The sequence below is a fragment of the Nonomuraea sp. NPDC051191 genome (genome assembly GCF_044455665.1).
Lineage (GTDB): Bacteria > Actinomycetota > Actinomycetes > Streptosporangiales > Streptosporangiaceae > Nonomuraea.
The window spans coordinates 212,297-234,981 of the sequence record NZ_JBITEZ010000008.1; the positions used below are offsets into that span (position 1 = coordinate 212,297).

Below are 22,685 nucleotides of genomic sequence, written 5' to 3' on the forward strand. Positions count from 1 at the left end.
GGCTGACTATATACGCCTACTTTCTCTAGATAGTCCCAACTCCCGGGGAACTTGACACCCGATTCCCGGGATCTATCTAGGGTAGTGCGCTCATCCGCCAAGCCGCCTTCCCCGGCAGGCCAGGGTTACGCATACCTCTGGCGGGGTTTCGCCATGTTTGTCTACGAGGTCTCTCGGGTTCCGCGTACGCGCTCCTGCGCGTGGCGAGCACGGCCACCACGGCCGCGATCTCCTCAGGCGTGGCCTCACCTCGGACTATACGCAGGTGGTCGCTCATAGAGGAATGTTCCCATGCTTCTTCGGTGGCAGCGAGGCCCTCTTGTTACGCAGGGCGCGAAGTGCCCGGACAACTTGGGGGCGAGTTTCGGACGGCCGAATCACCGAGTCCACATAGCCGCGTTCGGCCGCGATGTACGGATTGGCCAATGTGTCCTCGTACTCGGTGACGAGCCGGGCGCGCTCGGCGTCGGGGTCGTCGGAGGCGGCCAGTTCGCGCCGGTAGAGGATGTTGACCGCGCCCTGCGCGCCCATGACCGCGATCTGCGCCGTGGGCCAGGCGAGGTTGACGTCCGCGCCGAGGTGCTTGGAGCCCATGACGTCGTAGGCGCCGCCGTACGCCTTGCGGGTGATGACCGTGACCAGCGGGACCGTGGCCTCGGCGTAGGCGTACAGGAGCTTGGCGCCGCGGCGGATGATTCCGTTCCATTCCTGATCGGTCCCGGGAAGGAATCCCGGTACATCAACAAAAGTCAGGATCGGAATATTAAAGGCATCACAAGTTCGAATAAATCTGGCGGCCTTCTCGGAGGCGTCGATATCCAGACATCCGGCGAAATGCATGGGTTGGTTGGCGACGACGCCCACCGGCTGGCCGTCCACGCGGCCGTAACCGACCACGATGTTCGGCGCGAACAGCGCGTGGACCTCCAGGAACTCCCCGTCGTCGAGCACGTGTTCGATCACCTGGTGCATGTCGTACGGCTGGTTGGGGGAGTCGGGGATGATCAGGTCGAGCTCGGGCTCGGGCTCCAGGTCGTCGGCCGCGGCGAAGGCGGGGGCCTCGTCCAGGTTGTTGGAGGGCAGGTAGGACAGCAGCGCCTTGACGTAGTCGAGGGCGTCGTCCTCGTCGGCGGCCTGGTAGTGGGCCACGCCCGACTTGGTGTTGTGCGCGCGGGCCCCGCCCAGCTCCTCGAACGTGACCTCCTCGCCGGTCACCGTCTTGATCACGTCGGGACCCGTGATGAACATGTGGGACGTCTGGTCCACCATCACGACGAAGTCGGTCAGGGCGGGCGAGTAGACGTGGCCGCCCGCGGCGGCGCCCATGATGAGCGAGATCTGCGGGATCACGCCGGAGGCGTGCACGTTCCGCTTGAAGATCTCCGCGTAGAGGCCGAGCGCGACCACGCCCTCCTGGATGCGCGCGCCGCCGCCCTCGTTGATGCCGATGATCGGGCAGCCGGTCTTCAGCGCCAGGTCGAGGACCTTGACGATCTTCTCGCCGTACACCTCGCCGAGCGAGCCGCCGAAGACCGTGACGTCCTGGGAGAACACGCAGACCTGCCGGCCGTCGATCGTGCCGTGGCCGGTGATGACGCCGTCGCCGTACGGCCGCCGCTTCTCCAGCCCGAACATCGTGGACCGGTGGCGGGCGAACTCGTCGAACTCCACGAACGAGCCCTCGTCGAGCAGCGCGAGCACCCGCTCGCGCGCGGTCATCTTGCCCTTGGCGTGCTGTTTGTCCACCGCCGACGACGAGCCGGCGTGCACGGCCTCGTCGAGCCTTCGCTCCAGGTCGGCGATCTTGCCTGCGGTGGTGTGGATGTCCGGCATCTCCGGCATGGGATCGGCGGCAGCGCTCATGCGCGTTAGGCTAGCCCGTCCTCCTAGAGTGGATCCATGACGGATGCGGTTCGCTCCCACGGCCTCTACAAGCGCTACGGCGCCCAGGTCGCGGTGGCCGGGGTCGACCTCGTGGTGCCGGCGGGCAGCTTCGCGGGCCTGGTCGGTCCCAATGGGGCAGGCAAGACGACCACGCTGAGCATGATCACCGGGCTGCTGCGGCCCGACGGCGGCCAGGCGGCGATCGACGGGCTCGACGTCTGGCGCGACCCCGTCGCCGTCAAGGCGCGCATCGGCGTGCTGCCCGAGGGGCTGCGGCTGTTCGAGCGGCTGTCGGGCCGCGAGCTGCTGCTCTACAACGGCCGGCTGCGCGGCATCCCCAAGGCCGACGTCGAGCAGCGCGCGGGCGAGCTGCTCGACGTGATGGACCTGACCGGGGCCGCCGACAAGCTCGTCGTCGACTACTCCACCGGCATGCGCAAGAAGATCGGGCTGGCCGCGGCGCTGCTGCACAACCCGTCCGTGCTGTTCCTCGACGAGCCGTTCGAGGGGGTCGACCCGGTCAGCTCCAACACCCTCACCGAGGTGCTGCGGCGCTTCACGGCCTCCGGCTCGACCGTCATCTTCTCCAGCCACGTCATGGACCTGGTCGAGCGGCTGTGCGACTGGGTGTCGGTGATGAGCGGCGGCCACATCGTCGCGCAGGGGCCGCTCGACCAGGTGCGCGGCGGCTCCAGCCTCAACGAGGCGTTCATGCGGCTGGTCGGCGGCTCCCGCGCCCACGGCGAGGCGGGCCTGAGCTGGCTCGGCGCCAAGCCCGGCGAGCAGCGCCCGGCCGCGCCCGCCCCCCAGGACACCCCGTGAGCGCCCCCGGGCCGTCCGCGGCGACCTCCGGCGGGCAGTCCGCCGCCGTCACCGGCTCGCCGATGGCCACGGCCGCGCTCTTCGCCCGGCTCAAGCTGCGCCTGCTCGCCGGCAACCTGCGCGGCGACGTCCAGCGCAAGCTCGGCTTCGTCTTCACCCTGCTCGCCGCGGCCGGCCTGGCCGTGGTCGGGTTCCTGCTGATGAGCCTGCTCAGGCTGGCGCCCTCCGACGTCGCCGCCGAGCTGGTGATCGTCGCGTTCGCGGTCTTCCTGGTGAGCTGGATGATCGTGCCGCTGCTGGCGTTCGGGCTGGACGACACGCTCGACCCGGCGCGGTTGTCGCTGTTCCCGCTGCGTACGCGCGAGCTGGCCGTCGGGCTGTTCACCGCGTCCGCGACGGGCGCGTGGCCGCTGGCCATGCTGGTCATCACGGCCGGCGCACTGGTCGGGCTGCCCACGGGCGTCGGGGGCGTGCTGCTGGGCGTGCCCGCGGTGCTGCTGCAGTTCGCGCTCTGCGTGGTGACGTCGCGGCTGATCACCACCTCGCTGTCCGGCGCCCTGCGCAGCCGGCGCGGTCGTGACGTGCTGGCCGTGGCCGCCCTGTTCGTGGTGCTGCTGGCGCAGCTGCCCAACCTGCTGATGAACCGCGGCATCGGCGACCCCGCCGCGATGCTCCACCGGCTGGCCGGCGTCCTGCGGTGGACGCCGCCGGGCATGGCCGCGCACGCCATGGCCGACGGCGGCCTGGTCGGCGTGGCGGAGCTGGCCGCCGTCGCGGTGCTCGTGGTCGTGCTGGCCTGGTTGTGGATCAAGGCGCTGGGCCGGGCCCTGGTGTCGCCGGACGCCTCCACGCAGGCGGCCTCCGTACGCCGGCGGCGGGGGCTCGCCGACCGGTTCCTGCCCGACGGGCCGCTGGCGGCCGTGGTGACCAAGGAGCTGAAGTACATCAGGCGGGAGCCCAGGTTCCGCGTGGGCTGGTTCTCCTCGGTCGTGGTGACCGTCATCCTGGCGTTCTCGCTGAACAACGGCACGCAAGGGCAGGCGGGGCCGGTGCTGCCGGTGCTGATCACCGGCATGGGCGCGCTGATGATCTCGCTGCAGTCGGGCAACGCGTTCGGCATCGACGGGCGTTCCCTGTGGATGAACGCCGTGGCCTTCGGCTCCGAGGAGGACCTGCGCCGCGACCTGGCGGGCCGCCATCTGGCCAACTGCCTGGTCGCCGCGCCGCTGCTGCTGCTCGTGGCGGTCGCCGCGGCGCTGTTCACCGGCAGTCCGCAGGCCGTCGTGCCGGCGTTCCTGACCGGGCTGGGCGCGCTCGGCGTCGGGCTCGGGGTCGGCTCGGTGACCAGCGTGACGATCCCGTACACGCTGCCCGAGCGGATGAACGCCTTCAGCGGCGCCGCGCCCGGCCAGGGCGGTCAGGCGTTCGCGTCGTCGATCGGGGCGATGCTCGGGATCGTGCTGATGTCGCTGCCGATCGTGGTGCCGCTGCTGTTCGGGTTGTTGTGGGTGTCGGCGCTCGCGCCCTTCTACGGCCTGCTGATCGAGGTGCTGGGCCGACGCCTCGCCGGCAAGATCGGATTCCCCCGGCTCCCCGAGTTGCTGGCGGCGGTGTCCAAGCCCAGCTAGTGAGTGGTCTAGTCCAATGGGCGAGACCGCCATGCGGTCGCCGAAAGCGACTCGCTACCCTTCGAAGCATGATTGACCAGGGGCTCGAGCGTCGTAGTGCCGCCGTGACCGAGATGCCTGACGAGCTGCGCCATGACGTGCGCATGCTCGGCAAGCTGCTCGGTGAGGTGATCGCCGAACAGGGTGGCGAAGACCTGCTGGCAGACGTCGAACGGTTGCGCAAAGCCGTCATCGCGGCGCGCAGAGGCGAGATATCCGCTGACGAGATCACCGACATGGTCGCCGGATGGGAGATCGAGCGGGCGGTGGCCGTCGCCCGCGCGTTCACCTGCTACTTCCACCTGGCGAACCTGGCCGAGGAGCACTACCGCATCCGTACGCTGCGCGAACGCGACGCCGAAGGGAGGGTGCAGCGGGAGTCGCTGGCGCAGGCCGTCCACGAGCTCGGCAACGAGCGCGTGCGCGAGCTGCTTCAGGGCCTGGAGCTGCACCCGGTGCTGACCGCGCACCCCACCGAGGCGCGCAGGCGCGCGGTCGTCACCGCCATCCAGCGGGTCAGCGGCCAGCTCACCGAGTACAACACACCCGGACGCGGCGCTTCGGAGCGCGCCGAGAGCAGGCGCCGCCTGCTGGAGGAGATCGACCTGCTGTGGCGTACGGCCCAGCTCCGCTCCACCAAGCTCGACCCGCGCGACGAGGTCCGCACGGCCATGGCCGCCTTCGACGAGACGCTGTTCCGGATGGTGCCCCAGGTCTACCGCTCGCTCGACGCGGCGCTCGACGCGGGCACCGGCACCCGTCCGCCGCTGGCCAGGCCCTTCATCCGGTACGGAAGCTGGATCGGCGGCGACCGCGACGGCAATCCCAACGTCACCGCCAAGGTCACCCGCGACACCATCCAGATCCAGTCCGAGCACGTGCTGACCGCCCTGGAGACGGCCTGCACCCGCATCGCCCGTACGCTGACCGCCTCCGTCCAGTTCTCGCCCTGCTCGGCCGAGCTGAAGGGCGCGCTGGCCGCGGCCGTCGACGCGCATCCCGAGCTGGTCTCCGAGCTGGCCACCCGGTCGCCGCGCGAGCCGCACCGCCAGTGGCTGCTGTTCGTGGCCGCCCGCATCGCCGCCACCCGCCACCGTGACCTCGACCTCGCCTACCGCTCGCCCGCCGAGCTGCTGACCGACCTGCGGCTGGCGCAGGAGTCGCTGGCGCTCAGCACGCCGCGGCAGGCGTACGGGGAGTTGCAGCACCTGGTCTGGCAGGTCGAGACGTTCGGCTTCCACCTGGCCGAGCTGGAGGTGCGCCAGCACTCGCAGGTGCACGCGGCGGCCCTGGAGGAGATCAGGGCGGGCGGCGAGCTGTCGGAGCGCACGGAGGAGGTGCTGGCCACGATCCGGGTGATCGCCTGGATCCAGGAGCGGTTCGGCGTCACGGCCTGCTCCCGCTACGTGGTCTCCTTCACCCGCTCGGCCGACGACATCGCGGCCGTCTACGAGCTGGCCGGGCACGCCTTGGGCGACCGGGCGCCGGTGCTCGACGTGGTGCCGCTGTTCGAGTCCGGCCAGGACCTGGCGAACTCGCCGGGCGTGCTGAGCGGCATGCTGGAGATCCCGCAGATCCAGGACCGCCTGGCCACGACCGGCCGCCGTATGGAGATCATGCTCGGCTACTCCGACTCGGCCAAGGAACTTGGCCCGGCGGCCGCCACCCTGCGCCTGTACGAGGCGCAGGAGGAGCTGACCGTGTGGGCGCACGAGCACGACGTTCAGCTGCGCATGTTCCACGGCCGCGGCGGCGCGCTCGGCCGCGGCGGCGGCCCGGCCAACCGGGCGGTGCTGGCACAGGCGCCGGGCTCGGTCGCGGGCCGCTTCAAGGTCACCGAGCAGGGCGAGGTCATCTTCGCTCGTTACGGGCACATCGCCATCGCCCGCCGCCATCTTGAGCAGGTCACCAACGCCGTGCTGCTGGCCTCCTCGCCCACGGTCGGCGCGCGTACGGCGGCCGCCGCCGAGCGGTTCCGCGGCCTGGCCGAGCAGGTCGCGACGGCTTCGGAGGAGGCCTACCGGGCGCTCACCGAGGCTCCCGGGTTCCCCGAGTGGTTCGCGCTGGTCAGCCCGCTGGAGGAGATCGGCTCGCTGCGGCTCGGATCCCGCCCGGCCCGCCGCGGCCTGGGCGCGCCGCGTTCGCTGGACGACCTGCGGGCCATCCCATGGGTGTTCGCCTGGGCGCAGACCCGCGTCAACCTGCCCGGCTGGTACGGCCTCGGCACCGGCCTGGCCGCCGTCGGCTCCCTCGACGAGCTGCGCGCGGCCTACGCCGAGTGGCCGCTGTTCAACGCGATGCTGGACAACGCCGAGATGTCGCTGGCCAAGACCGACCGCTCGATCGCCAAGCGCTACCTCGCGCTCGGCGGCCGGGACGACTTCGCCCGCCAGGTGCTGGAGGAGTACGACCGCACCCGCGAGCTGGTGCTGCGGGTGACCGGGCACACGCGGCTGCTGGAGAACCGCAAGGTGCTCTCGCGGGCCGTGCAGCTGCGCGACCCGTACGTGGACGCGCTGTCGCACCTGCAGCTCCGGGCGTTGCGCGCGATGCGTACCGAGGATCTGTCGGAGCAGGAGCGCGAGCGGCTGTCCACGCTGCTGCTGCTGTCGGTCAACGGCGTGGCCGCCGGCCTGCAGAACACGGGCTGAGCACGCGCGGACGGCCCGGCGGGGGGCCGGGCCGTCCGAAGCGCGGGAGTTCAGCGCAGGCTGTCGAAGAAGGCCGTGATGTCGGAGGTGAGCGCCTCCGTGGCGGTGTGGGCCGTGTAGTGGCCATGGGCGGGGGCGGGCAGCGTCTTCCACGAGACGATCGCGCTGTGGTCGCGCTCGGCGAAGCGGCGGATCGACTTGAAGTCGCCCTCGGCCATGGCCAGCGCGGTCGGGGTGGTCGTCGGCTCCTGCGGCTGCTCCATGCGGGCGTTCTCCCAGTAGAGCCGCAGGGCCGAGCCGGCGGTGCCGGTGAACCAGTGGATCGAGGCGTTGGTCAGCACGAAGTCGTCGTCCAGGTCCTCGTCGAAGAGCTGGGCCAGCCAGCCCACGAGCCCGGCGGGGGAGTCGGCGACGGCGTGCGCGAGCGTCTGCGGCTGCTGCGACTGCAGGACGTTGAACGCGCCCTTCTCCTTCCAGAACCAGTCGAGCACGGCCAGCCCGGCCTGGTCCTCCTCGCTCAGGTCCGCGAACTCGGCCGGGTCGCCGGAGGGGAAGGAGAAGACCTGAGTGACGTGCACGCCCGCGACGTGCTCGGCGTCGATCCTGCCCAGCTCGGGGGAGATCATCGAGCCGCCGTCGTTGCCGACGGCGCCGTAGCGCTCGTAGCCGAGACGGGCCATCAGCTCGGCCCAGGCCCCGGCGATGCGCCGGTTGTTCCAGCCGAGCTCCTTGGTCGGGCCGGAGAAGCCGAAGCCGGGCAGCGACGGGACGACCACGTGGAAGTGGCGAGACAGCGGCTCGATCGCTTCGAGGTATTCGGCGACGGTGCCCGGCCAGCCGTGGGTGAGGATCAGGGGCAGGGCGTCGGGGTTGTCGGAGCGTACGTGGATGAAGTGGATGTTCTGTCCGTCGATCTCCGTCGTGAACTGCGGGTACGCGTTGAGCCTGGCCTCCTGGGCCCGCCAGTCGAAGCCGGACTGCCAGTGGGCCACCAGGCGCTTGACCCGATCGACGCCCACGCCCTGGTCGGCGCCGGGGATCTCGTCGGTGAAGCGGGTCCGCGCGAGCCGGGACAGCAGGTCGTCGAGGTCGGCCTGGGAGATCTCGATGCGGAACGGGCGGATGCTCATGAGGGGTCCTCTCGACCGAAGAAGCGGAACGGCTTGTTCTGTTCCAACTATAGCAGAACGGAATGCTTCATTCCACAAGCTGTCACAAGAGGGATCCAAGTGACTTCCAAGGCTCACTGAGCAGCATGGGGGCTTTGACAAGTGCAGAAAGGGACCCCCTCATGAAAAGGACAGCCTTGCTGCTGGGCACGGTGCTGCTCGGCAGCCTGCTGGCCGCTCCTCCAGCCCTGGCCGCCGCCGCGCCGGCGACCTCCGTCACCCGGGTCAAGGCCGCCCCCGCCGACCGCACGGGCGAGTGCCCCACGACGGTGGCCTTCGCCGCCACGGTGGCCGCCAAGGGCCAGGGCACCGTGCGTTACCGCTGGGTGCGCGGTGACGGCAGCAAGAGCGCCATCAGGAGCTTCCGCGTCAACGGCGCGCGCAAGGTCGTCGTGAGGGACCGCCAGACGTTCGACCGCGACACGTCCGGCTGGCAGGCCGTGGAGGTGCTCGGCCGGCGCGGCCTGTCGGCCAAGGCGCGCTTCCGCGTCTCCTGCACCGGATCCCCGCAGCGGTACGACGTGGTCAACCCGCTGCCCGCCCAGCCGGACCGGCCGCTGGTGGCGGCCGCGAGCGTGCAGGCGAGCCCGTCCCGCCACGACGGCGCCTGCCCGGCCACCGTGACGTTCACCGCGACCATCCAGGTCTCGCGCACCCCGGCCAAGGTCGGCTACCAGTGGATCGACAGCGCCACGGGCGAGGGCGCGGTCGAGTCGATGTACTTCGCCGGCGGCGGTCCGCGCAGCAGGCAGGTCACGCTGCCGCTGGCCGTGGGCACCTCGACGGCCGGCTGGCGGGCCGTACGGATCCTCAACGCCGGCGGCCACGACTCCGGGCGGGCCTCGTACGACGTGACCTGCCGCGTCACGCCCGGCCCCGAGCCCACCAGGACGCCGACGCCGAAGCCCACGCTGACGCCCACCCCGACGCCCACGACGTCCTCGACCCCCAGGCCGACGACGACCTCCGAGCCCCCGGCGCAGCAGCCGCAGGCCGCGATCACCGCCCTGACGCCCGGCGACTACCAGGGCTACTGCGACGAGCCCGTCGCCTACCAGGCCACCGGCCGCCTCACCCTGCCGGCGGGCCCGGCGGCCAGCGTCGGCTACTGGTGGAGCCTGGACGGCGCCGAGTGGCAGCACCAGACCGTGAGCTTCCCGGCGGCCGGCCAGACCAGGACGCAGGACGTCACCGCCGCCTGGAGCCTCGACCAGTCGAAGACCGGCACGCACAAGCTGGCCCTGACCACCCGGCCCGCCTCGGCCCAGGCCGCCGAGCGCACTTTCGCCCTCTCCTGCACGACCGACCCCGACCCGGCCAAGCTGGCCATCCCCTACATGCTGACGCCCGTCTACCGGGGCGACTGCGGCACCGGCTCCATCGGCCTGCGCGCGGACGCCCGGATCACCACCGACCGCGACGCCGAGGTCCGCTACCGCATCGTCGTGGACGGCAAGCCCGGCCCGGTCAGGACGCAGGACGCCAAGCCCGGCAGGGCCCAGTCGATCGGCGACCTGTTCTACATCAGCCCCAAGGAGTCCGGCGGCGGCGTCATCCGCATCGAGGTGCTGAACCACAACAAGCTGGTCAAGGAGAAGCCGTACACGGTGACCTGCGTGCCGCAGGACCCGTCGCCGGGGGCCGTGCGGATCAGCGAGTTCTGGCCGGTGCACTACTTCGGCGACTGCGCCGAGGCGCCGTACGTGACCGCCCACGGCGCCTTCCGCGCCGCACCGGACACCGAGATCACCTGGCGCTGGGTCATGGACGGCAAGCCGACGGAGGCGGTCACGTACAAGACCAACAGCGGCGGGCTCCTCCAGGTGCAGGCCGCCTACTGGAACCGGGACACGAAGACCTCCGGCGTGGTCCGGCTCGAAGTGCTGAACCACAACAAGCCCTCCATCGAGGGCACCTATCCGGTGACCTGCGAATAGCCCTCACACAAGCCGCCCTGATCATCCTGGGGTCCCCGTCATCGCGAGAGGAGCCCCAGGATGATCAGGACGTGACGACCCGCTCCTGACCGGCGTAGACGTTGCAGCGCTCGCCGCGCAGGAACCCCACCAGCGTCATCCCGAACTCCCTGGCCAGATCGACGGCCAGGGACGAGGGCGCAGACACCGCGCACACCGCCGGGATGCCGGCCGCCAGCGCCTTCTGCATGATCTCGTAGCTGGCCCGGCCGCTGACCATGAGCACGTGCCCGGCCAGCGGCAGCCGGTCGGCCAGCGCCGCCCAGCCGACCAGCTTGTCCACCGCGTTGTGCCGGCCGACGTCCTCGCGCAACGCCAGCAGCGTGCCGGTCGCCGTGAACAGGCCCGCCGCGTGCAGCCCGCCGGTCTTGCCGAACACGCCCTGGGCCTCGCGCAGCGCGCCCGGCAGGCCGTAGAGGACCTCGGGGGTGAGTTCGAGCGAGCCCCGGGGGATCGGCTTGCACCGGCCGTGCAGCGCGTCGAGACCGGCCGAGCCGCAGACGCCGCACGCGCTGGAGGTGAGGAAGTGCCGGTCGAGCGCGGGCAGGTCGGGCACCGGGCCGTGCAGGCGGACGGTGACGGTGTTGTAGCGGGCCTCGGGCGGCAGGTCCTCGTCCGTGCAGTACGCGATGGCCGCGATCTCGCCCGGCCCGGCCAGCCCCTCGCCGCTCAGGAACCCGGCGGCCAGCTCGAAGTCGTGCCCCGGCGTGCGCATGGTGATGGCGATCGTCTTGCGCGTGCCGTCGTCGCCGGTGAGGCGGATCTCCAGCGGCTCCTCCGTGGCCAGGTCGTCGCGCCGGTCGCGGGCGCCGGAGCCGGCCAGCTCGGTGATGCGGACGCGGGTGGTCGGCCCGGGACGCGCCGTCACAGCGGCCGCACGGTGACGAGGGCGTTGTAGTCGGGGATGCGCGCCTGTGGCGAGCGGCGGGCCTCGTCGAGCAGGACGTTTCCCTCCGGCCAGTGGATCTGCAGGTTGCCCGGCATCACCGGGGCACGCAGCACCTTGCCCTGGTAGGAGCGCTCGCCGGCGCGCAGCTCGACCGGGGCGCCGTCGGCCAGCCCGAGCCGGTCGGCGTCGTACGCGCTCATCAGCACGGCCTCGCGGGCCGCGCCGTTGAAGCCGTCGAGCCGCTCGTGGACCATGCTGTTGAACTGCTTGCCGCGCCTGGTCGCGACCTTGAACGTGCCGTCGGGGCGCTCCAGGGCGGGCGGCTCGACCACGGAGAAGATGGCAAGCCCGTCGGGCGTCTGGAAGCGGCCGTCGGCGAAGAGGTGGCGGCCGCCGTACTGGACGTTGTCCCCGAACTTCCGCAACCCGGAGATGCCCTGGTAGAACGGCACGACCTGCTCGATCTCCGCACGGATCTGCGGAGTGCCGGTGAACCGTACATGGTCGGCTATCTCCGGACGGGTGCGCGCGGCCAGCTCGGAGAAGATCTTCCACTCCGGCCACGCCTCGCCGACGCGCGGCCCCTCGACCTCGGGCGAGAAGATGATCCGCCGCTCGGTGGAGGTCTCGGTCACGCCGCCGACCATCTCGTAGCGCGTCTGGGCGGGCAGCAGCAGCACGTCGCCCTCGCCCGGCACGAGCATCTGCGAGGACAGCACGATGTCGATGTGCACCCGCAACCCCAGCCTGGACAGCGCCTCGCGGCAGTAGGCCGGGTCGGGCAGGACCTCCAGGAAGTTGCCGCCGGAGGAGACGAGCGCGTCGAGCTCGCCCCGGTGGGCCGCGTCGATCATGTCGGTCGCGGTCAGGCCGGGCGTGTCGGGCACCTGGAAGCCCCACAGGTCGGTGAACTTGGCGGCGTTGGCGGACGTGATCGGCAGGCCGCCGGGGTAGCCGGTCGCGTACGCCCCCATCTCGGCCCCGCCCTGCACCCCGCTGTGCCCCCGGATCGGCATCAGCCCGCACTTGTCGCGCCCGACGAAACCCCGGGCCAGCGCCAGGTTGACGATCGCCCGGACGTTGTCCTCGCCGTAGGCGTGCTGCGTGATGCCCATCGACCAGACCAGGACGGCCGAGCGCGCCTTGCCGAGCAGCTCGGCCAGCCGGAACATCTGCTCCTTGGTGGCCCCCGAGAGCGCTTCGAGCTCGGCCCACGACTGGGACTCGACGGCCTTGCGCGCCTCCTCGAACCCGGACGTCCGCCCGGTCACGAACGCCTTGTCCACCCAGTCGTTCTCGATCAGGTGCTTGAGCACGCCGTTGAGGAAGCCGATGTCGCCGCCGACGTTCACGCCGAAGAACTCGTCGGTGATCTTCGTGCCGAACAGCGCGGACTCGGCGTTGGAGGGCACCCAGTACTTGTCCATGCCCGGCTCGCGGTAGGCGTTGACCATGGCGATGCGGGTGCCGGCCTTCTTGGCGTGGTAGAGGTACTTCATCGCGACCGGCTGGTTGTTCGACGGGTTCGAGCCGATGAAGACGATCAGGTCGGAGCCGATCCAGTCGGTGTAGGAGCAGGTCGTGGCCGCCGCGCCGATGGTCTGCTTGAGCGCGACCGTCGAGGGCGAGTGGCAGATGCGGGCGGCGTTGTCGACGTTGTTCGTGCCGAGCGCCCGCACCGCCTTCTGCGCCGCGTAGTAGTTCTCGTTCGGCACCCCGCGGCTGGTCAGGTACGTGCCGAACCGCGCGCCGCGCAGCCCGTCGGCCGCCACCCGCAGCGCCTCGTCCCAGCCGATCCGGGTGAAACCGGGCTCACCGGCCCGCCGCAGCATCGGGTACGGCAGCCGCCCCAGCTCCCGCAGCTCCGCGCTCTTGCGCCCGGCCAGCCCCGAGACGTCACGCAGCAGCGACACGTCGAGCGCGGGCATGGTGTTGAGCGGCAGCAGGCGCAACCTGATGTTGCACAGGTGGATCTCGTCCATCGTCCAGTCGCGCATGCCGTGCGTGCCGAGCGCGCAGCCGTCGCAGGTGCCCTGGTTGAGAATGCGCCAGGCGTAACGCCTGTTCCCCTTGACCGACCTGAACGCCTTCCACAGCTCCAGGTAGTTGTTCGGCTTGCGCAACCCGAGGCCGAAGGGCCGCCACGATGCCCAGTTGCGAGGGTCAGGACGTCTGCTCATCCCCCCATCTTTACCCCTCAGGCGCACTTCGAGACAGCCGGTGCGGTGCCACGACCTCGGTACGGGGTCGGCCAAGATAGGGGGATGGCCACCTCGCGCTACTCCGACCTCGACCGCCCGCCGCTCTCGGAGGCCGCGCTCAACCGCGCCCTCGTACGCCCGGGAACCCTGTGGACCGGCGTCACCGTCGTCGAGACCACCGGCTCGACCAACGCCGACCTCGCCATGGCCGCCCAGGCCGGGGCCGAGCAGGGCCGGGTGCTGGTGGCCGAGTCGCAGGTCGCCGGCCGGGGCCGGCTCGACCGCGCCTGGTCGGCGCCGCCGCGCTCGGGGCTGACGTTCTCCGTCCTGCTCAGGCCCACGGCGCCGGTCGCCGCCCAGGGGTGGCTGCCGCTGCTGTACGGCGTGGCCGCCGCCTCGGCCGTACGCCGGCTGGCCGAGGTCGACGTGCGCCTCAAGTGGCCCAACGACCTGCTGGTGGGCGAGCGCAAGCTGGCCGGGGTGCTGGCCGAGCGGGTCGACGACGCCGTCGTCATCGGTATGGGGCTCAACGTCTCCCTCCGCGCCGAGGAGGCGCCGGTCGAGACGGCCACGTCCCTGGCCATCGAGGAGGCGGCCTGCGTCGACCGCGACCCGCTGCTGCGGGCCGTGCTGCGCGAGGTCGAGAGCCACTACCGCGAGTGGGAGGCGGCGGGCGGCGACGCCGAGGCCGCCGGGCTGCGCGCCGCCTACCTGGCCGTCAGCGCCACGGTCGGCCGTGAGGTGCGCGTGGAGCTGCCGGGCGACCAGGTGCTGACCGGGCAGGCGACCGGCATCGACGGGTCCGGCCATCTGCAGGTGACGTCCGGCGGCGAGCGCTACACGCTGGGCGCGGGCGACGTCGTGCACGTGCGGGCCGCCCGATAGGCCAGCGGCGTAGCCGCTCGGCCGGGTTGGTGGCAGCATGTGCGGCATGACCCTTCCCGACCACCATCTGACGCAGGGTGAGCGGCGCGTCCGATCCTTCCATCCCCACTGGAAGCGCCTCGTCGGCCCGTTCTTCGCGCTGATCCTCATCGCCGCGGCAGCGGGTGCGGCCCTGTACTTCTTCCCCACCACGTGGGGGGAGAGCGTCACCTCCTACGGCAGGATCGCCGTCGTCGCCATCGCCCTGATCCTGCTGACGATCTTCTCGTTCGTGCCCTACCTGCAGTGGAAGAACACCGGTTACAACCTGACGACCCACCGCTTCACGATCAGCATGGGCGTGCTCAACAAGTCGACCGACGAGATCCCCATGGCCAAGGTCAACACCGTCAGCTCCGACCAGACGTTCCTGGAGCGCATGCTCGGCTGCGGCACGCTGACCGTCGAGTCCGCGGGCGAGAGGGGCCAGATCGTGCTGCGCGACATCCCGCACATCCAGGACGTCCGCATGGACCTGTTCAAGCTGGTGGAGGACGCGTCCGACGGAGAGATCGACGGCCGCTGAGTTGGCGTAGCCTGCTGATCGTGAACGCCACCCAACCGCCCGGCAGGCCGACCGCCGAACAGATCGAGCGCACGCTCGTCGGCATGCCGGCCCGCCACACGCGCGCGCAGGTCGCGGCCGGGGCCGGGGTGTCGCAGGAGCTCGCCCAGCGCATCTGGCGGGCGCTCGGCTTCGCCCAGTTCCCCGACGACGCCGTGGCGTTCAGCGACGCCGACGTGGCCGCGCTGCGCCGGGTGCGCAGCCTGCTCGACGGCGGCCTGCTCGACGAGCAGGCCGTCATCCGCATGGCCCGCGCGCTCGGCCAGACCACCGCCAGGCTGGCGCAGTGGCAGGCCGAGATCGTGATCGGCACGATGCTCCCGGACGCGCCCGCCGACGCCGACCTGAGCGGCGTCCTCGACACCGCCAAGGCCCTGCTGCCCGACTTCGAGCACCTGCTGGTGCACGTCTGGCGCGCCCAGCTCGCCGCCGCGGGCACCCGGCTGCTGGCCGTCGCCGACGACCAGGCCGAGCGGGCGCAGGGCCGCGTGTCGATCGCCGTCGGCTTCGCCGACCTGGTCTCCTTCACCCGGCGGTCGCGCGAGCTGGACGAACGGGCGCTGGCCTCGCTGGTCGAGGGCTTCGAGTCGCGCGCCGCCGACGTGGTGGCCGCGCACGGCGCGCGGCTGGTCAAGACGCTCGGCGACGAGGTGCTGTTCGCCGCGCCCGCTCCGGCCCAGGCCGCGGCGATCGCGCTCGACCTCGCCGACAGCCTGGAGCTGCGCATCGGCATGGCGTACGGGCCCGTCGTGCCCATGATGGGCGACGTGTTCGGCACCACCGTCAACCTGGCCGCCCGGCTCACGGCCATCGCCAGGCCGGGCACGATCCTGGTCGACTCCGAGCTGGCCGAGGGCCTGGCCGGAGCGCCGGACGGGATCGAGGTCCACAAGATCAGAAGGCGTCCGGCAAGAGGTCTCGGCGTGGTCCAGCCCTATGTCTTGCGGAGATCATCCTCCTGACACAAGATGGCTGCCATGCCGTACGAAGTGCAGGGCGTGATCGCCCGCGGTAAGGGCCAGGAAGTTTCGCTGGAGACGGTGGTCGTCCCCGACCCCGGGCCGGGCGAGGCGGTGGTGAACGTGCAGGCCTGCGGGGTCTGCCACACCGACCTGCACTATCGCGAAGGCGGGATCAACGACGACTTCCCGTTCTTGCTGGGCCACGAGGCGGCGGGCACGGTCGAGGCCGTCGGCGAGGGCGTGACCGGGCTGGAGCCCGGCGACTTCGTGATCCTCAACTGGCGCGCGGTGTGCGGCCAGTGCCGCGCCTGCCTGCGCGGCCGGCCCTGGTACTGCTTCGCCACCCACAACGCCACCCAGAAGATGACCCTCAAGGACGGCACCGAGCTGTCGCCCGCGCTCGGCATCGGCGCGTTCCTGGAGAAGACCCTGGTGGCGGCCGGGCAGTGCACGAAGGTGTCGGCCGAGGCGCCGGCCCAGGTCGCGGGCCTGCTGGGCTGCGGCGTGATGGCCGGCATCGGCGCGGCGATCAACACCGGCGGCGTGACCCGCGGCGACACCGTGGCCGTGATCGGCTGCGGCGGGGTCGGCGACGCGGCGGTCCTGGGGGCGTCGCTGGCCGGGGCGTCCCGGGTCATCGCCGTCGACGTCGACGACCGCAAGCTGGAGTGGGCCCGCGGGTTCGGCGCGACGCACACGGTCAACTCGCGCGAGAACGACCCGGTCGAGGCGATCCGCGCCCTGACCGGCGGGTTCGGCGCGGACGTGGTGATCGACGCGGTCGGCCGGCCGGAGACGTACGAGCAGGCGTTCTACGCCCGCGACCTGGCCGGCACGGTGGTCCTGGTCGGCGTGCCGACGCCGGAGATGCGGCTGGAACTGCCGCTGCTCGACGTGTTCGGCCGCGGCGGCGCGCTGAAGTCGTCCTGGTACGGCGACTGCCTGCCCTCGCGGGACTTCCCGATGCTGATCGACCTGTTCCTGCAGAACCGGCTGCCGCTCGACCGGTTCGTCACCGAGACGATCGGGCTCGACCAGGTCGAGGAGGCGTTCGCCAAGATGCACCGCGGCGAGGTGCTGCGCTCGGTGGTGATCCTCTAGATGATCGACCGCGTGATCACCTCCGGCACGTTCTCGCTCGACGGCGGCACCTGGGAGGTCGACAACAACATCTGGCTGGTCGGCGACGCGCGCGAGGTCGTGATCATCGACGCCGCGCACGACGCCGAGGCCATCGCCGCGCGGGCGGGCGGGCGCCGGGTCAAGGCCATCGTGTGCACCCACGCCCACAACGACCACGTCAACGCCGCCGCCCGGCTGGCCGAGCTGACCGGGGCGCCGATCCGGCTGCACCCCGCCGACCAGGTGCTCTGGGAGCAGGTGTACGGGCCGGAGGTGACGTACACGCCGCTGGCCGACGGCGAGAAGATCTCGGTGGGCGGGGTGGCGCTGGAGGTGCTGCACACGCCCGGCCACTCGCCGGGCGCGGTCTGCCTGCACGCCGCCGACGCGGGCGTGCTGTTCAGCGGTGACACGCTGTTCAAGGGCGGGCCGGGGGCGACCGGGCGGTCGTACTCGTCGTTCGACACGATCATCGAGTCGATCGCCGGGCGGCTGCTGTCCCTGCCGCCCGAGACGGTCGTGCACACCGGTCATGGCGACTCCACGTCCATCGGGGCCGAGGCGCCGCACCTGGAGGAGTGGCGGGCGAGAGGCCACTGACCTGGGGGTGAGCCCACTGTGACGCCTCTAACATAGGCAAGCCTTACCGAAGTGAGCTATCTTAGGTGTGCCTAACCTAAAGGCATTCCCTTCTGCTCGCTTTGAGAGGCCTGTCGCCGGATGTACGTGTGCATATGTCGTGCTGTGACCGAGAACGAGGTCCACGACTGCATCGCCTCCGGGGCGAAGAGTGCGAAGCAGATTCGCGACACCACTGGTGCCGGTGGGGACTGTGCCCGTTGTGTACGGAAGATCTGTGCGATCCTGAAGCAGTCTGAAGAACTGACGACCGCATAAGCCGTACCGCGACGAGGGGCCCGTTCATGCAGGGCGACAAGCAGATCATCGAACTCCTCAACGAACAGCTGACCGCCGAGCTCACGGCGATCAACCAGTACTTCCTGCACGCGAAGATGCAGGAGAACTGGGGATACACCAGGCTGGCCAAGCACACGCGCGACGAGTCCTTCGAGGAGATGCGCCACGCCGAACGGCTGACCGACCGCATCCTGTTCCTAGAGGGGCTGCCCAACTACCAGCGCCTCGGCACGCTGCACATCGGCCAGACCGTCGAGGAGCAGCTCAAGGCCGACCTTGAGGTGGAGTTGGCGGTGGTCGAGCGGCTCCGGCCGGCGATCCAGCTGATGAGGGAGAAGGGCGACATCACCTCCGCCCGCATCTTCGAGGACATCCTTGAGGACGAAGAGGAGCACATCGACTACCTGGAGACCGAGCTGGGCCTGATGCGCAGCCTGGGCGAGCAGCTCTACCTCGCCCGCTACGCCGAACCCCCCTCGGTCGACGACTAGAGCCAGGCTCTCTCCGGCCCCGCCGCCCCTACGGGTGGCGGGGCCGTCGCCTTTCCGCCGCCCACCGGCCGGCCGAGGCAGCCTGACGGATACTGGGGAAGGCGAGCCCCGGACACCTGTGAGGGAGTGGTCTCCATGCTCTATCTCTTCGGCTTCGAGCGCATCGGCGTGGCCGTCAGCGACCTGTACTTCGTCGACCCCGACCCCGGGGAGCACCAGGAGGGCGCCGAGCACGGTGTGCGCCTGGAGATCCGCAGGCTCGCGCCGGGCGAGCTCAAGGGGTCGATCTACTCGGCCCGTCCCATCGTCGTCGACCAGCTCGTCTGGCGGGTCGACCTGCTGGAGTCCGTCGACGGCACGCCGGGCAGCTTCGACCGTACGCACCACCACCCCGGCTCCAGCGGCTGGGAGCCCGACCGGCGGGTGTTCGACGAGGAGCTGTCGGCCGAGCCCCTGAAGTGGCTGGGGGAGCGGCTGGCCGACCTCGAAGGCGTGCTGCGGCAGTCGGGCGTCGATCCCGCCGAGGTCGGCCCGGACGACGCGGCGAGCCTGCGCGAGACCGCCCCCGAGATCGTCGACACGGTCCGTCGCCTGCTCGACCGGGTACACGCCGGCGAGCTGGGCACCGCACCGGCCGGTGGCCCGGCCACGTCCGTCCGGGCGAGCTGGCTCTGAGCAGCCCCTGACCGGGGTGTCACGCCCCGGATGCCGGTCACGTGCGACGGTGTCCGGGGTGCCGGGGTTCGTCCAGCGGTAGCCGGTACGCGTGGCGCGCGGCGCGCCGGACGGCGGATCCTGCCCGCAGGGACGGGCTTACGTGATGTGATCGGAAAGCCTGGAGCGCTTTGTGATTTCCCCTCGACAATCGCGGTAATTTAATCACGACTAACCCTTATTTAGCTTCGTTTGCCCAGGTCAATGGATAGGTCAACGACAAGTCAAACCGCGCGCTGTGCCCGGGAAACGATCGCCTAAGGACCTACGATCGCTCCATGACCTGCGTACTTCTCGCCGAGGATGACACCTCGATCTCCGAGCCACTCGCGCGTGCGCTACGCCGCGAGGGCTATCAGGTAGAGGTGAGCCCCGACGGCCCGCAGGCCCTGGAGAGGGCTCTGTCGGGCGGCATCGACCTCATTGTTCTCGACCTCGGGCTGCCAGAGATGGACGGCCTGGAGGTCGCCCGCCGGATCCGCGCCGAAGGGCACGGCACCCCGGTGCTCATACTCACGGCCCGCGTGGACGAGGTCGACACCGTCGTCGGCCTCGACGCCGGCGCCGACGACTACGTGACCAAGCCGTTCCGGCTGGCCGAGCTGCTGGCCCGGGTGCGCGCGCTGTTGCGGCGCGGCACGTCGGAGACCCCGGTCGTGCAGGGGGTGCGCATCGACGCCGACTCCCGCCGCGCCTGGATGGGGGAGAAGGAGCTGCACCTGACGACCAAGGAGTTCGACCTGCTGCGGGTCCTGGTCCGCGACGCGGGCAAGGTCGTCACCCGCGAGCAGATCATGCGCGAGGTGTGGGACACCAACTGGTGGGGTTCGACCAAGACCCTCGACATGCACATCTCCTGGCTGCGCCGCAAACTCGGCGACGATGCCGCCAAGCCCCGCTACATCACGACAGTCCGGGGAGTCGGCTTCCGGTTCGAACGCGAGTAGGCGCATGCGCCGTCGACTGCTCTCCTCCACACTGGTCGTCGCGGTCATCGCGGTCCTGTTGCTGGGGGTCCCCCTGGGCGTCGTGGTCAGCCGCCTGATCGTCGACGAGGCGGCTCAGGAGCTCGGGGCGGAAGCCAAACGTCTCGTGGGCGAGGTCGAGTACGCCCGCGTCCAGGAGACCCCGCTCGATCCGCAGCAACTGGAGCAGAAGTACCCGGGCAGGTACATCCAGATCTGGGAACGCGGAACCCCTCTCAGGGTGACCGTCGTCGGCACCGCGCCGGCGTCGGGCCACCTGATGACCGAGGACGCACAGACCAACACCGGCGTCTATGTCCGCATAAGTCGTGACAGAGACCAGGTCGAGCGGGACGTGCGGGCCAGGCTGCTGCTGATCGTGGCCCTGGCCGTCGCGGCACTCGCGGTGGCCGTGAGCCTGGCCGTCGTACAGTCGCGCAGGCTGACGTTGCCCCTGCAGGACCTGGCGAAGATCGCCGAACGGCTGGGGTCGGGCGACGCGCGGCCGAGCAAGCACCGCTACGGCATCCCCGAGCTCGACCGCGTGGCCCAGGTGCTCGACCGCAGCGCCACCCGCATCTCCGACCTGCTCACCCGCGAACGCGAGTTCGCCACCGACGCCTCCCATCAGCTCCGCACGCCCCTGACCGGCCTGACCATGCGTCTGGAGGAGATCGTCGCCGCCTCGAACGAGCCGGAGGTCGTCCGCGAGGAGGGCGAGGCGGCCATCGTGCAGGCCGAGCGGCTGACCGCGGTGATCGACGAGCTGCTGGCGGCGGCCCGTCGCCAGCGCCACGCCCAGGCCGAGCCGGTCGCCATCGACGAGGTGCTCGTGCAGCAGGTCACCGAGTGGGAGCCGGTCTTCCGCGAGGCGGGCCGCACGCTGCACCTCGACGGCACCCGCGGCCTGAAGGCGATGGCCACCACCGGCGGCTTCGGCCAGGTCATCGCCTCGCTGCTGGAGAACTCCCTGCGCCACGGCGGCGGCACGGTCACCGTCACCACCACCAGCGGCGACAACTACATCGTGATCGAGGTCTCCGACGAGGGCCCCGGCATCGCCGACGAGATCGCACCCAAGATCTTCGAACGGAACGTCAGCGGCGGCGGAGGCACCGGCCTCGGGCTCACCCTCGCCCGGGCGCTGGCCGCGGCCGACGGCGGGCGGCTGGAACTGGTCCGGCGCCGCCCGGCGACGTTCGCCATCTTCCTGCGCCCGGCGGAGGAGGACAGCAGGAACCGCGTGGTCAGCGGTCCTGCCTGACCTCGGGCAGCTCGACCGGGATCGGCTCGGTGGCCTCCAGGAACACCCACTTCTTGTACGACCAGTAGCGGAACAGCGTGCCGAGCCCGACGCCGGCGAAGTTGGCGATGTTCAGGCTGAGGCCGTCGTGCAGCTGGAGGGTGTACTTGGTGAAGCCGATCACCAGCAGGCCGAACAGCAGGGCGACGCCGTTGAGCAGGAAGAACAGGAAGTATTCGCGGCCGAGGCCGCTCTGCTCGCGGTGGCGGAAGGTCCAGAAGCGGTTGCCCAGGTAGGCGAAGGTGGCCGAGAGCGTGGTGGCCACGACCTTGGAGGTGAGCGGACCCCACTCGAAGCCGAGCAGGAAGAGGTTGTAAACACCGGTGTCGAGCAGGAAGGCGACGGCCCCGATGCTCCCGAACTTGGCCAGCTCGTGGACCAGGGACTCGAACCGCTGGTAGAGGCGCTTGGCAATCTCCACGTCCGCGCTCGGTCCTTTCCCTAGTCGAGACTGACCAACTCAGCGTACCGGCGATGTCGTACGGCCGGTGTCAGGGGGCGGAACATACCCCGCAAAGACGACTTCTAGAAATATCATCTTATTAGCGGCATTTCTGAAAGATCGGCATTACGCTGCCGTTCAGATCGCGGGCCCGCCCGCGATGTCGGACCTGCCGCTCCAGACGGCCGCCCTCCCGGGAGCCACCTGTGCCGCTTCGACTGCTCGCGTTGGTGCTGGCCCTGCTCACAGCGGGCTGTGGCACGACCGGCGGCGCCCCGGTGCTCCAGGAGGACCGCACGACTGCCCCGGCAGCCGCACCACGGGTCGACCCGGCGACCGCCGAGCAGGCGTTCTCGCTGCTCCGGCAGGTCGACGAAGCCTGGCGGCGGCGGGACTGCGCCGCCGTACGGGAGCTGACCACGTGGGCGGAGCGGACGCTGGACGGCCGTGCCTGCGAGGCGACCCGGAACGGCCGTCCAGCCCTCCCCGCCGACCCCGTCCACCTGCTGCCCGACGAAGGCGACTGGTTCGCCGCGCTGGCCCGCGAGCCCACGCCCGCGTACTACCTGTTCTTCCTGGAGGACGGACGCTGGCGGCTGGGCGCCGGACCGGTCCCCGTGCCCGGCGAGCCGGCGCGGGAGGCCGTCGAGGCGCCGTCGTCGCTGGTCAGGCAGGCTCGCCTGGTGCCGCAGCGGCACCTCACGTACCTCACCGACCCGGCCGGGGTGGCGGGGGTGCGCTTCCCGTCCGGCGATCCGCTGCGCGGCCTGCTCAAGGACGTCACCGCGCGGCGCGCCGACGTGGAGCTGTACGGCACCCGTACCCTCGCGATCCCGGTGGCCGCCGGTTCCGTCCTGGTCTTCGACGCCCTGCGTCTGACGTACGAGGGCGGGCGTACGGACCTGGTGGTGATGGCCAGCCTCGTCGGCGCGGGCAACCGGATCAGGACGCTCGGGCTGCGCCGGGCCCGCGCGAGTTGACAACGGCGAGGTAGTCGTTCCGTCCCGGTAAGCTCACCTC

At 71.0% G+C, this 22,685-nt stretch carries 21 protein-coding genes; 15 read left to right on the plus strand and 6 right to left on the minus strand.

Going from position 1 to position 22,685, the window contains the following annotated elements; all coding sequences use genetic code 11:
• Positions 1 to 76 precede the first annotated feature (76 nt).
• Together ACIA8R_RS24460 and ACIA8R_RS24465 are read right to left on the minus strand one after the other, a co-directional pair.
• Entirely contained in the window at positions 77 to 277 is a 201-nt protein-coding gene (locus ACIA8R_RS24460; RefSeq protein WP_357702576.1) for an acyl-CoA carboxylase subunit epsilon, read from the minus strand.
• The gene (locus ACIA8R_RS24465) at positions 274 to 1,863 is read right to left on the minus strand and encodes an acyl-CoA carboxylase subunit beta (RefSeq protein ID WP_364086300.1); all 1,590 of its coding nucleotides are present in this window, start codon (positions 1,861 to 1,863) and stop codon (positions 274 to 276) included. The genes ACIA8R_RS24460 and ACIA8R_RS24465 overlap by 4 nt, the downstream gene beginning before the upstream one ends.
• Positions 1,864 to 1,899: 36 nt before the next feature.
• On the opposite strand from ACIA8R_RS24465, the gene ACIA8R_RS24470 reads away from it, so the two are divergent.
• From ACIA8R_RS24470 to ACIA8R_RS24480, 3 genes are all read left to right on the plus strand, one after another.
• Positions 1,900 to 2,706 carry an ABC transporter ATP-binding protein gene (locus ACIA8R_RS24470; RefSeq protein ID WP_357702580.1) on the plus strand — a complete coding sequence of 269 codons (807 nt, stop codon included), beginning with the start codon at positions 1,900 to 1,902 and terminating at the stop codon, positions 2,704 to 2,706.
• Positions 2,703 to 4,334 (plus strand): hypothetical protein, encoded by a 1,632-nt coding sequence (locus tag ACIA8R_RS24475; RefSeq protein WP_397040538.1) that lies wholly within the window; start codon positions 2,703 to 2,705, stop codon positions 4,332 to 4,334. Before ACIA8R_RS24470 ends, ACIA8R_RS24475 begins: the two co-directional genes overlap by 4 nt.
• A gap of 113 nt (positions 4,335 to 4,447) precedes the next feature.
• Positions 4,448 to 7,024: a phosphoenolpyruvate carboxylase gene (locus ACIA8R_RS24480; RefSeq protein WP_364086662.1), complete on the plus strand. Its 2,577-nt coding sequence runs from the start codon at positions 4,448 to 4,450 to the stop codon at positions 7,022 to 7,024.
• 50 nt (positions 7,025 to 7,074) lie between these two features.
• Here ACIA8R_RS24480 and ACIA8R_RS24485 read toward each other — a convergent pair whose 3' ends face one another.
• A complete protein-coding gene (locus ACIA8R_RS24485; RefSeq protein ID WP_364086306.1) occupies positions 7,075 to 8,154 on the minus strand; it encodes an epoxide hydrolase family protein in 1,080 nt (359 codons plus the stop codon).
• A 161-nt stretch (positions 8,155 to 8,315) separates the two neighbouring features.
• Between ACIA8R_RS24485 and ACIA8R_RS24490 the strand changes: the two genes are divergently transcribed.
• Positions 8,316 to 10,130, plus strand: coding sequence for a hypothetical protein (locus ACIA8R_RS24490; protein ID WP_397040541.1), 1,815 nt, complete (start codon positions 8,316 to 8,318; stop codon positions 10,128 to 10,130).
• 64 nt (positions 10,131 to 10,194) lie between these two features.
• Here ACIA8R_RS24490 and fdhD read toward each other — a convergent pair whose 3' ends face one another.
• Entirely contained in the window at positions 10,195 to 11,037 is an 843-nt protein-coding gene (gene fdhD, locus ACIA8R_RS24495) for a formate dehydrogenase accessory sulfurtransferase FdhD (RefSeq protein WP_364086310.1), read from the minus strand.
• A complete protein-coding gene (locus tag ACIA8R_RS24500; RefSeq protein ID WP_397040543.1) occupies positions 11,034 to 13,238 on the minus strand; it encodes an FdhF/YdeP family oxidoreductase in 2,205 nt (734 codons plus the stop codon). Before ACIA8R_RS24500 ends, fdhD begins: the two co-directional genes overlap by 4 nt.
• Before the next feature lie 84 nt (positions 13,239 to 13,322).
• Here ACIA8R_RS24500 and ACIA8R_RS24505 point away from each other — a divergent pair, with 84 nt between their 5' ends.
• The 10 genes from ACIA8R_RS24505 (at position 13,323) to ACIA8R_RS24550 (ending at position 21,184) form a co-directional block, all read left to right on the plus strand.
• Positions 13,323 to 14,144 (plus strand): biotin--[acetyl-CoA-carboxylase] ligase, encoded by an 822-nt coding sequence (locus tag ACIA8R_RS24505; protein ID WP_357702592.1) that lies wholly within the window; start codon positions 13,323 to 13,325, stop codon positions 14,142 to 14,144.
• A 46-nt stretch (positions 14,145 to 14,190) separates the two neighbouring features.
• On the plus strand, positions 14,191 to 14,709 hold the full coding sequence (locus tag ACIA8R_RS24510; protein ID WP_357702594.1) for a PH domain-containing protein: 519 nt from the start codon (positions 14,191 to 14,193) through the stop codon (positions 14,707 to 14,709).
• Positions 14,710 to 14,792: 83 nt separating this feature from the next.
• Positions 14,793 to 15,710, plus strand: coding sequence for an adenylate/guanylate cyclase domain-containing protein (locus ACIA8R_RS24515; RefSeq protein ID WP_364086664.1), 918 nt, complete (start codon positions 14,793 to 14,795; stop codon positions 15,708 to 15,710).
• 15 nt (positions 15,711 to 15,725) lie between these two features.
• On the plus strand, positions 15,726 to 16,811 hold the full coding sequence (locus tag ACIA8R_RS24520) for an S-(hydroxymethyl)mycothiol dehydrogenase (protein WP_397040546.1): 1,086 nt from the start codon (positions 15,726 to 15,728) through the stop codon (positions 16,809 to 16,811).
• Complete coding sequence (locus ACIA8R_RS24525) at positions 16,812 to 17,432, plus strand: MBL fold metallo-hydrolase (RefSeq protein WP_364086319.1); 621 nt, start codon at positions 16,812 to 16,814, stop codon at positions 17,430 to 17,432.
• Between the two features lie 120 nt (positions 17,433 to 17,552).
• A complete protein-coding gene (locus ACIA8R_RS24530; protein WP_125632481.1) occupies positions 17,553 to 17,729 on the plus strand; it encodes a bacterioferritin-associated ferredoxin in 177 nt (58 codons plus the stop codon).
• A gap of 26 nt (positions 17,730 to 17,755) precedes the next feature.
• The gene (bfr, locus tag ACIA8R_RS24535) at positions 17,756 to 18,241 is read left to right on the plus strand and encodes a bacterioferritin (RefSeq protein ID WP_357702600.1); all 486 of its coding nucleotides are present in this window, start codon (positions 17,756 to 17,758) and stop codon (positions 18,239 to 18,241) included.
• A gap of 135 nt (positions 18,242 to 18,376) precedes the next feature.
• Complete coding sequence (locus ACIA8R_RS24540) at positions 18,377 to 18,916, plus strand: hypothetical protein (RefSeq protein WP_397040549.1); 540 nt, start codon at positions 18,377 to 18,379, stop codon at positions 18,914 to 18,916.
• A gap of 317 nt (positions 18,917 to 19,233) precedes the next feature.
• Positions 19,234 to 19,902 (plus strand): response regulator transcription factor, encoded by a 669-nt coding sequence (locus ACIA8R_RS24545; protein WP_043620820.1) that lies wholly within the window; start codon positions 19,234 to 19,236, stop codon positions 19,900 to 19,902.
• 4 nt (positions 19,903 to 19,906) lie between these two features.
• Positions 19,907 to 21,184: an ATP-binding protein gene (locus ACIA8R_RS24550; protein ID WP_357702604.1), complete on the plus strand. Its 1,278-nt coding sequence runs from the start codon at positions 19,907 to 19,909 to the stop codon at positions 21,182 to 21,184.
• Here the strand turns inward: ACIA8R_RS24550 and ACIA8R_RS24555 are convergent.
• Complete coding sequence (locus tag ACIA8R_RS24555) at positions 21,168 to 21,644, minus strand: GtrA family protein (protein ID WP_364086323.1); 477 nt, start codon at positions 21,642 to 21,644, stop codon at positions 21,168 to 21,170. The two genes, ACIA8R_RS24550 and ACIA8R_RS24555, sit on opposite strands and share 17 nt — an antisense overlap.
• Positions 21,645 to 21,871: 227 nt before the next feature.
• Between ACIA8R_RS24555 and ACIA8R_RS24560 the strand changes: the two genes are divergently transcribed.
• Positions 21,872 to 22,645: a hypothetical protein gene (locus ACIA8R_RS24560; protein ID WP_364086326.1), complete on the plus strand. Its 774-nt coding sequence runs from the start codon at positions 21,872 to 21,874 to the stop codon at positions 22,643 to 22,645.
• Positions 22,646 to 22,685: the final 40 nt, after the last annotated feature.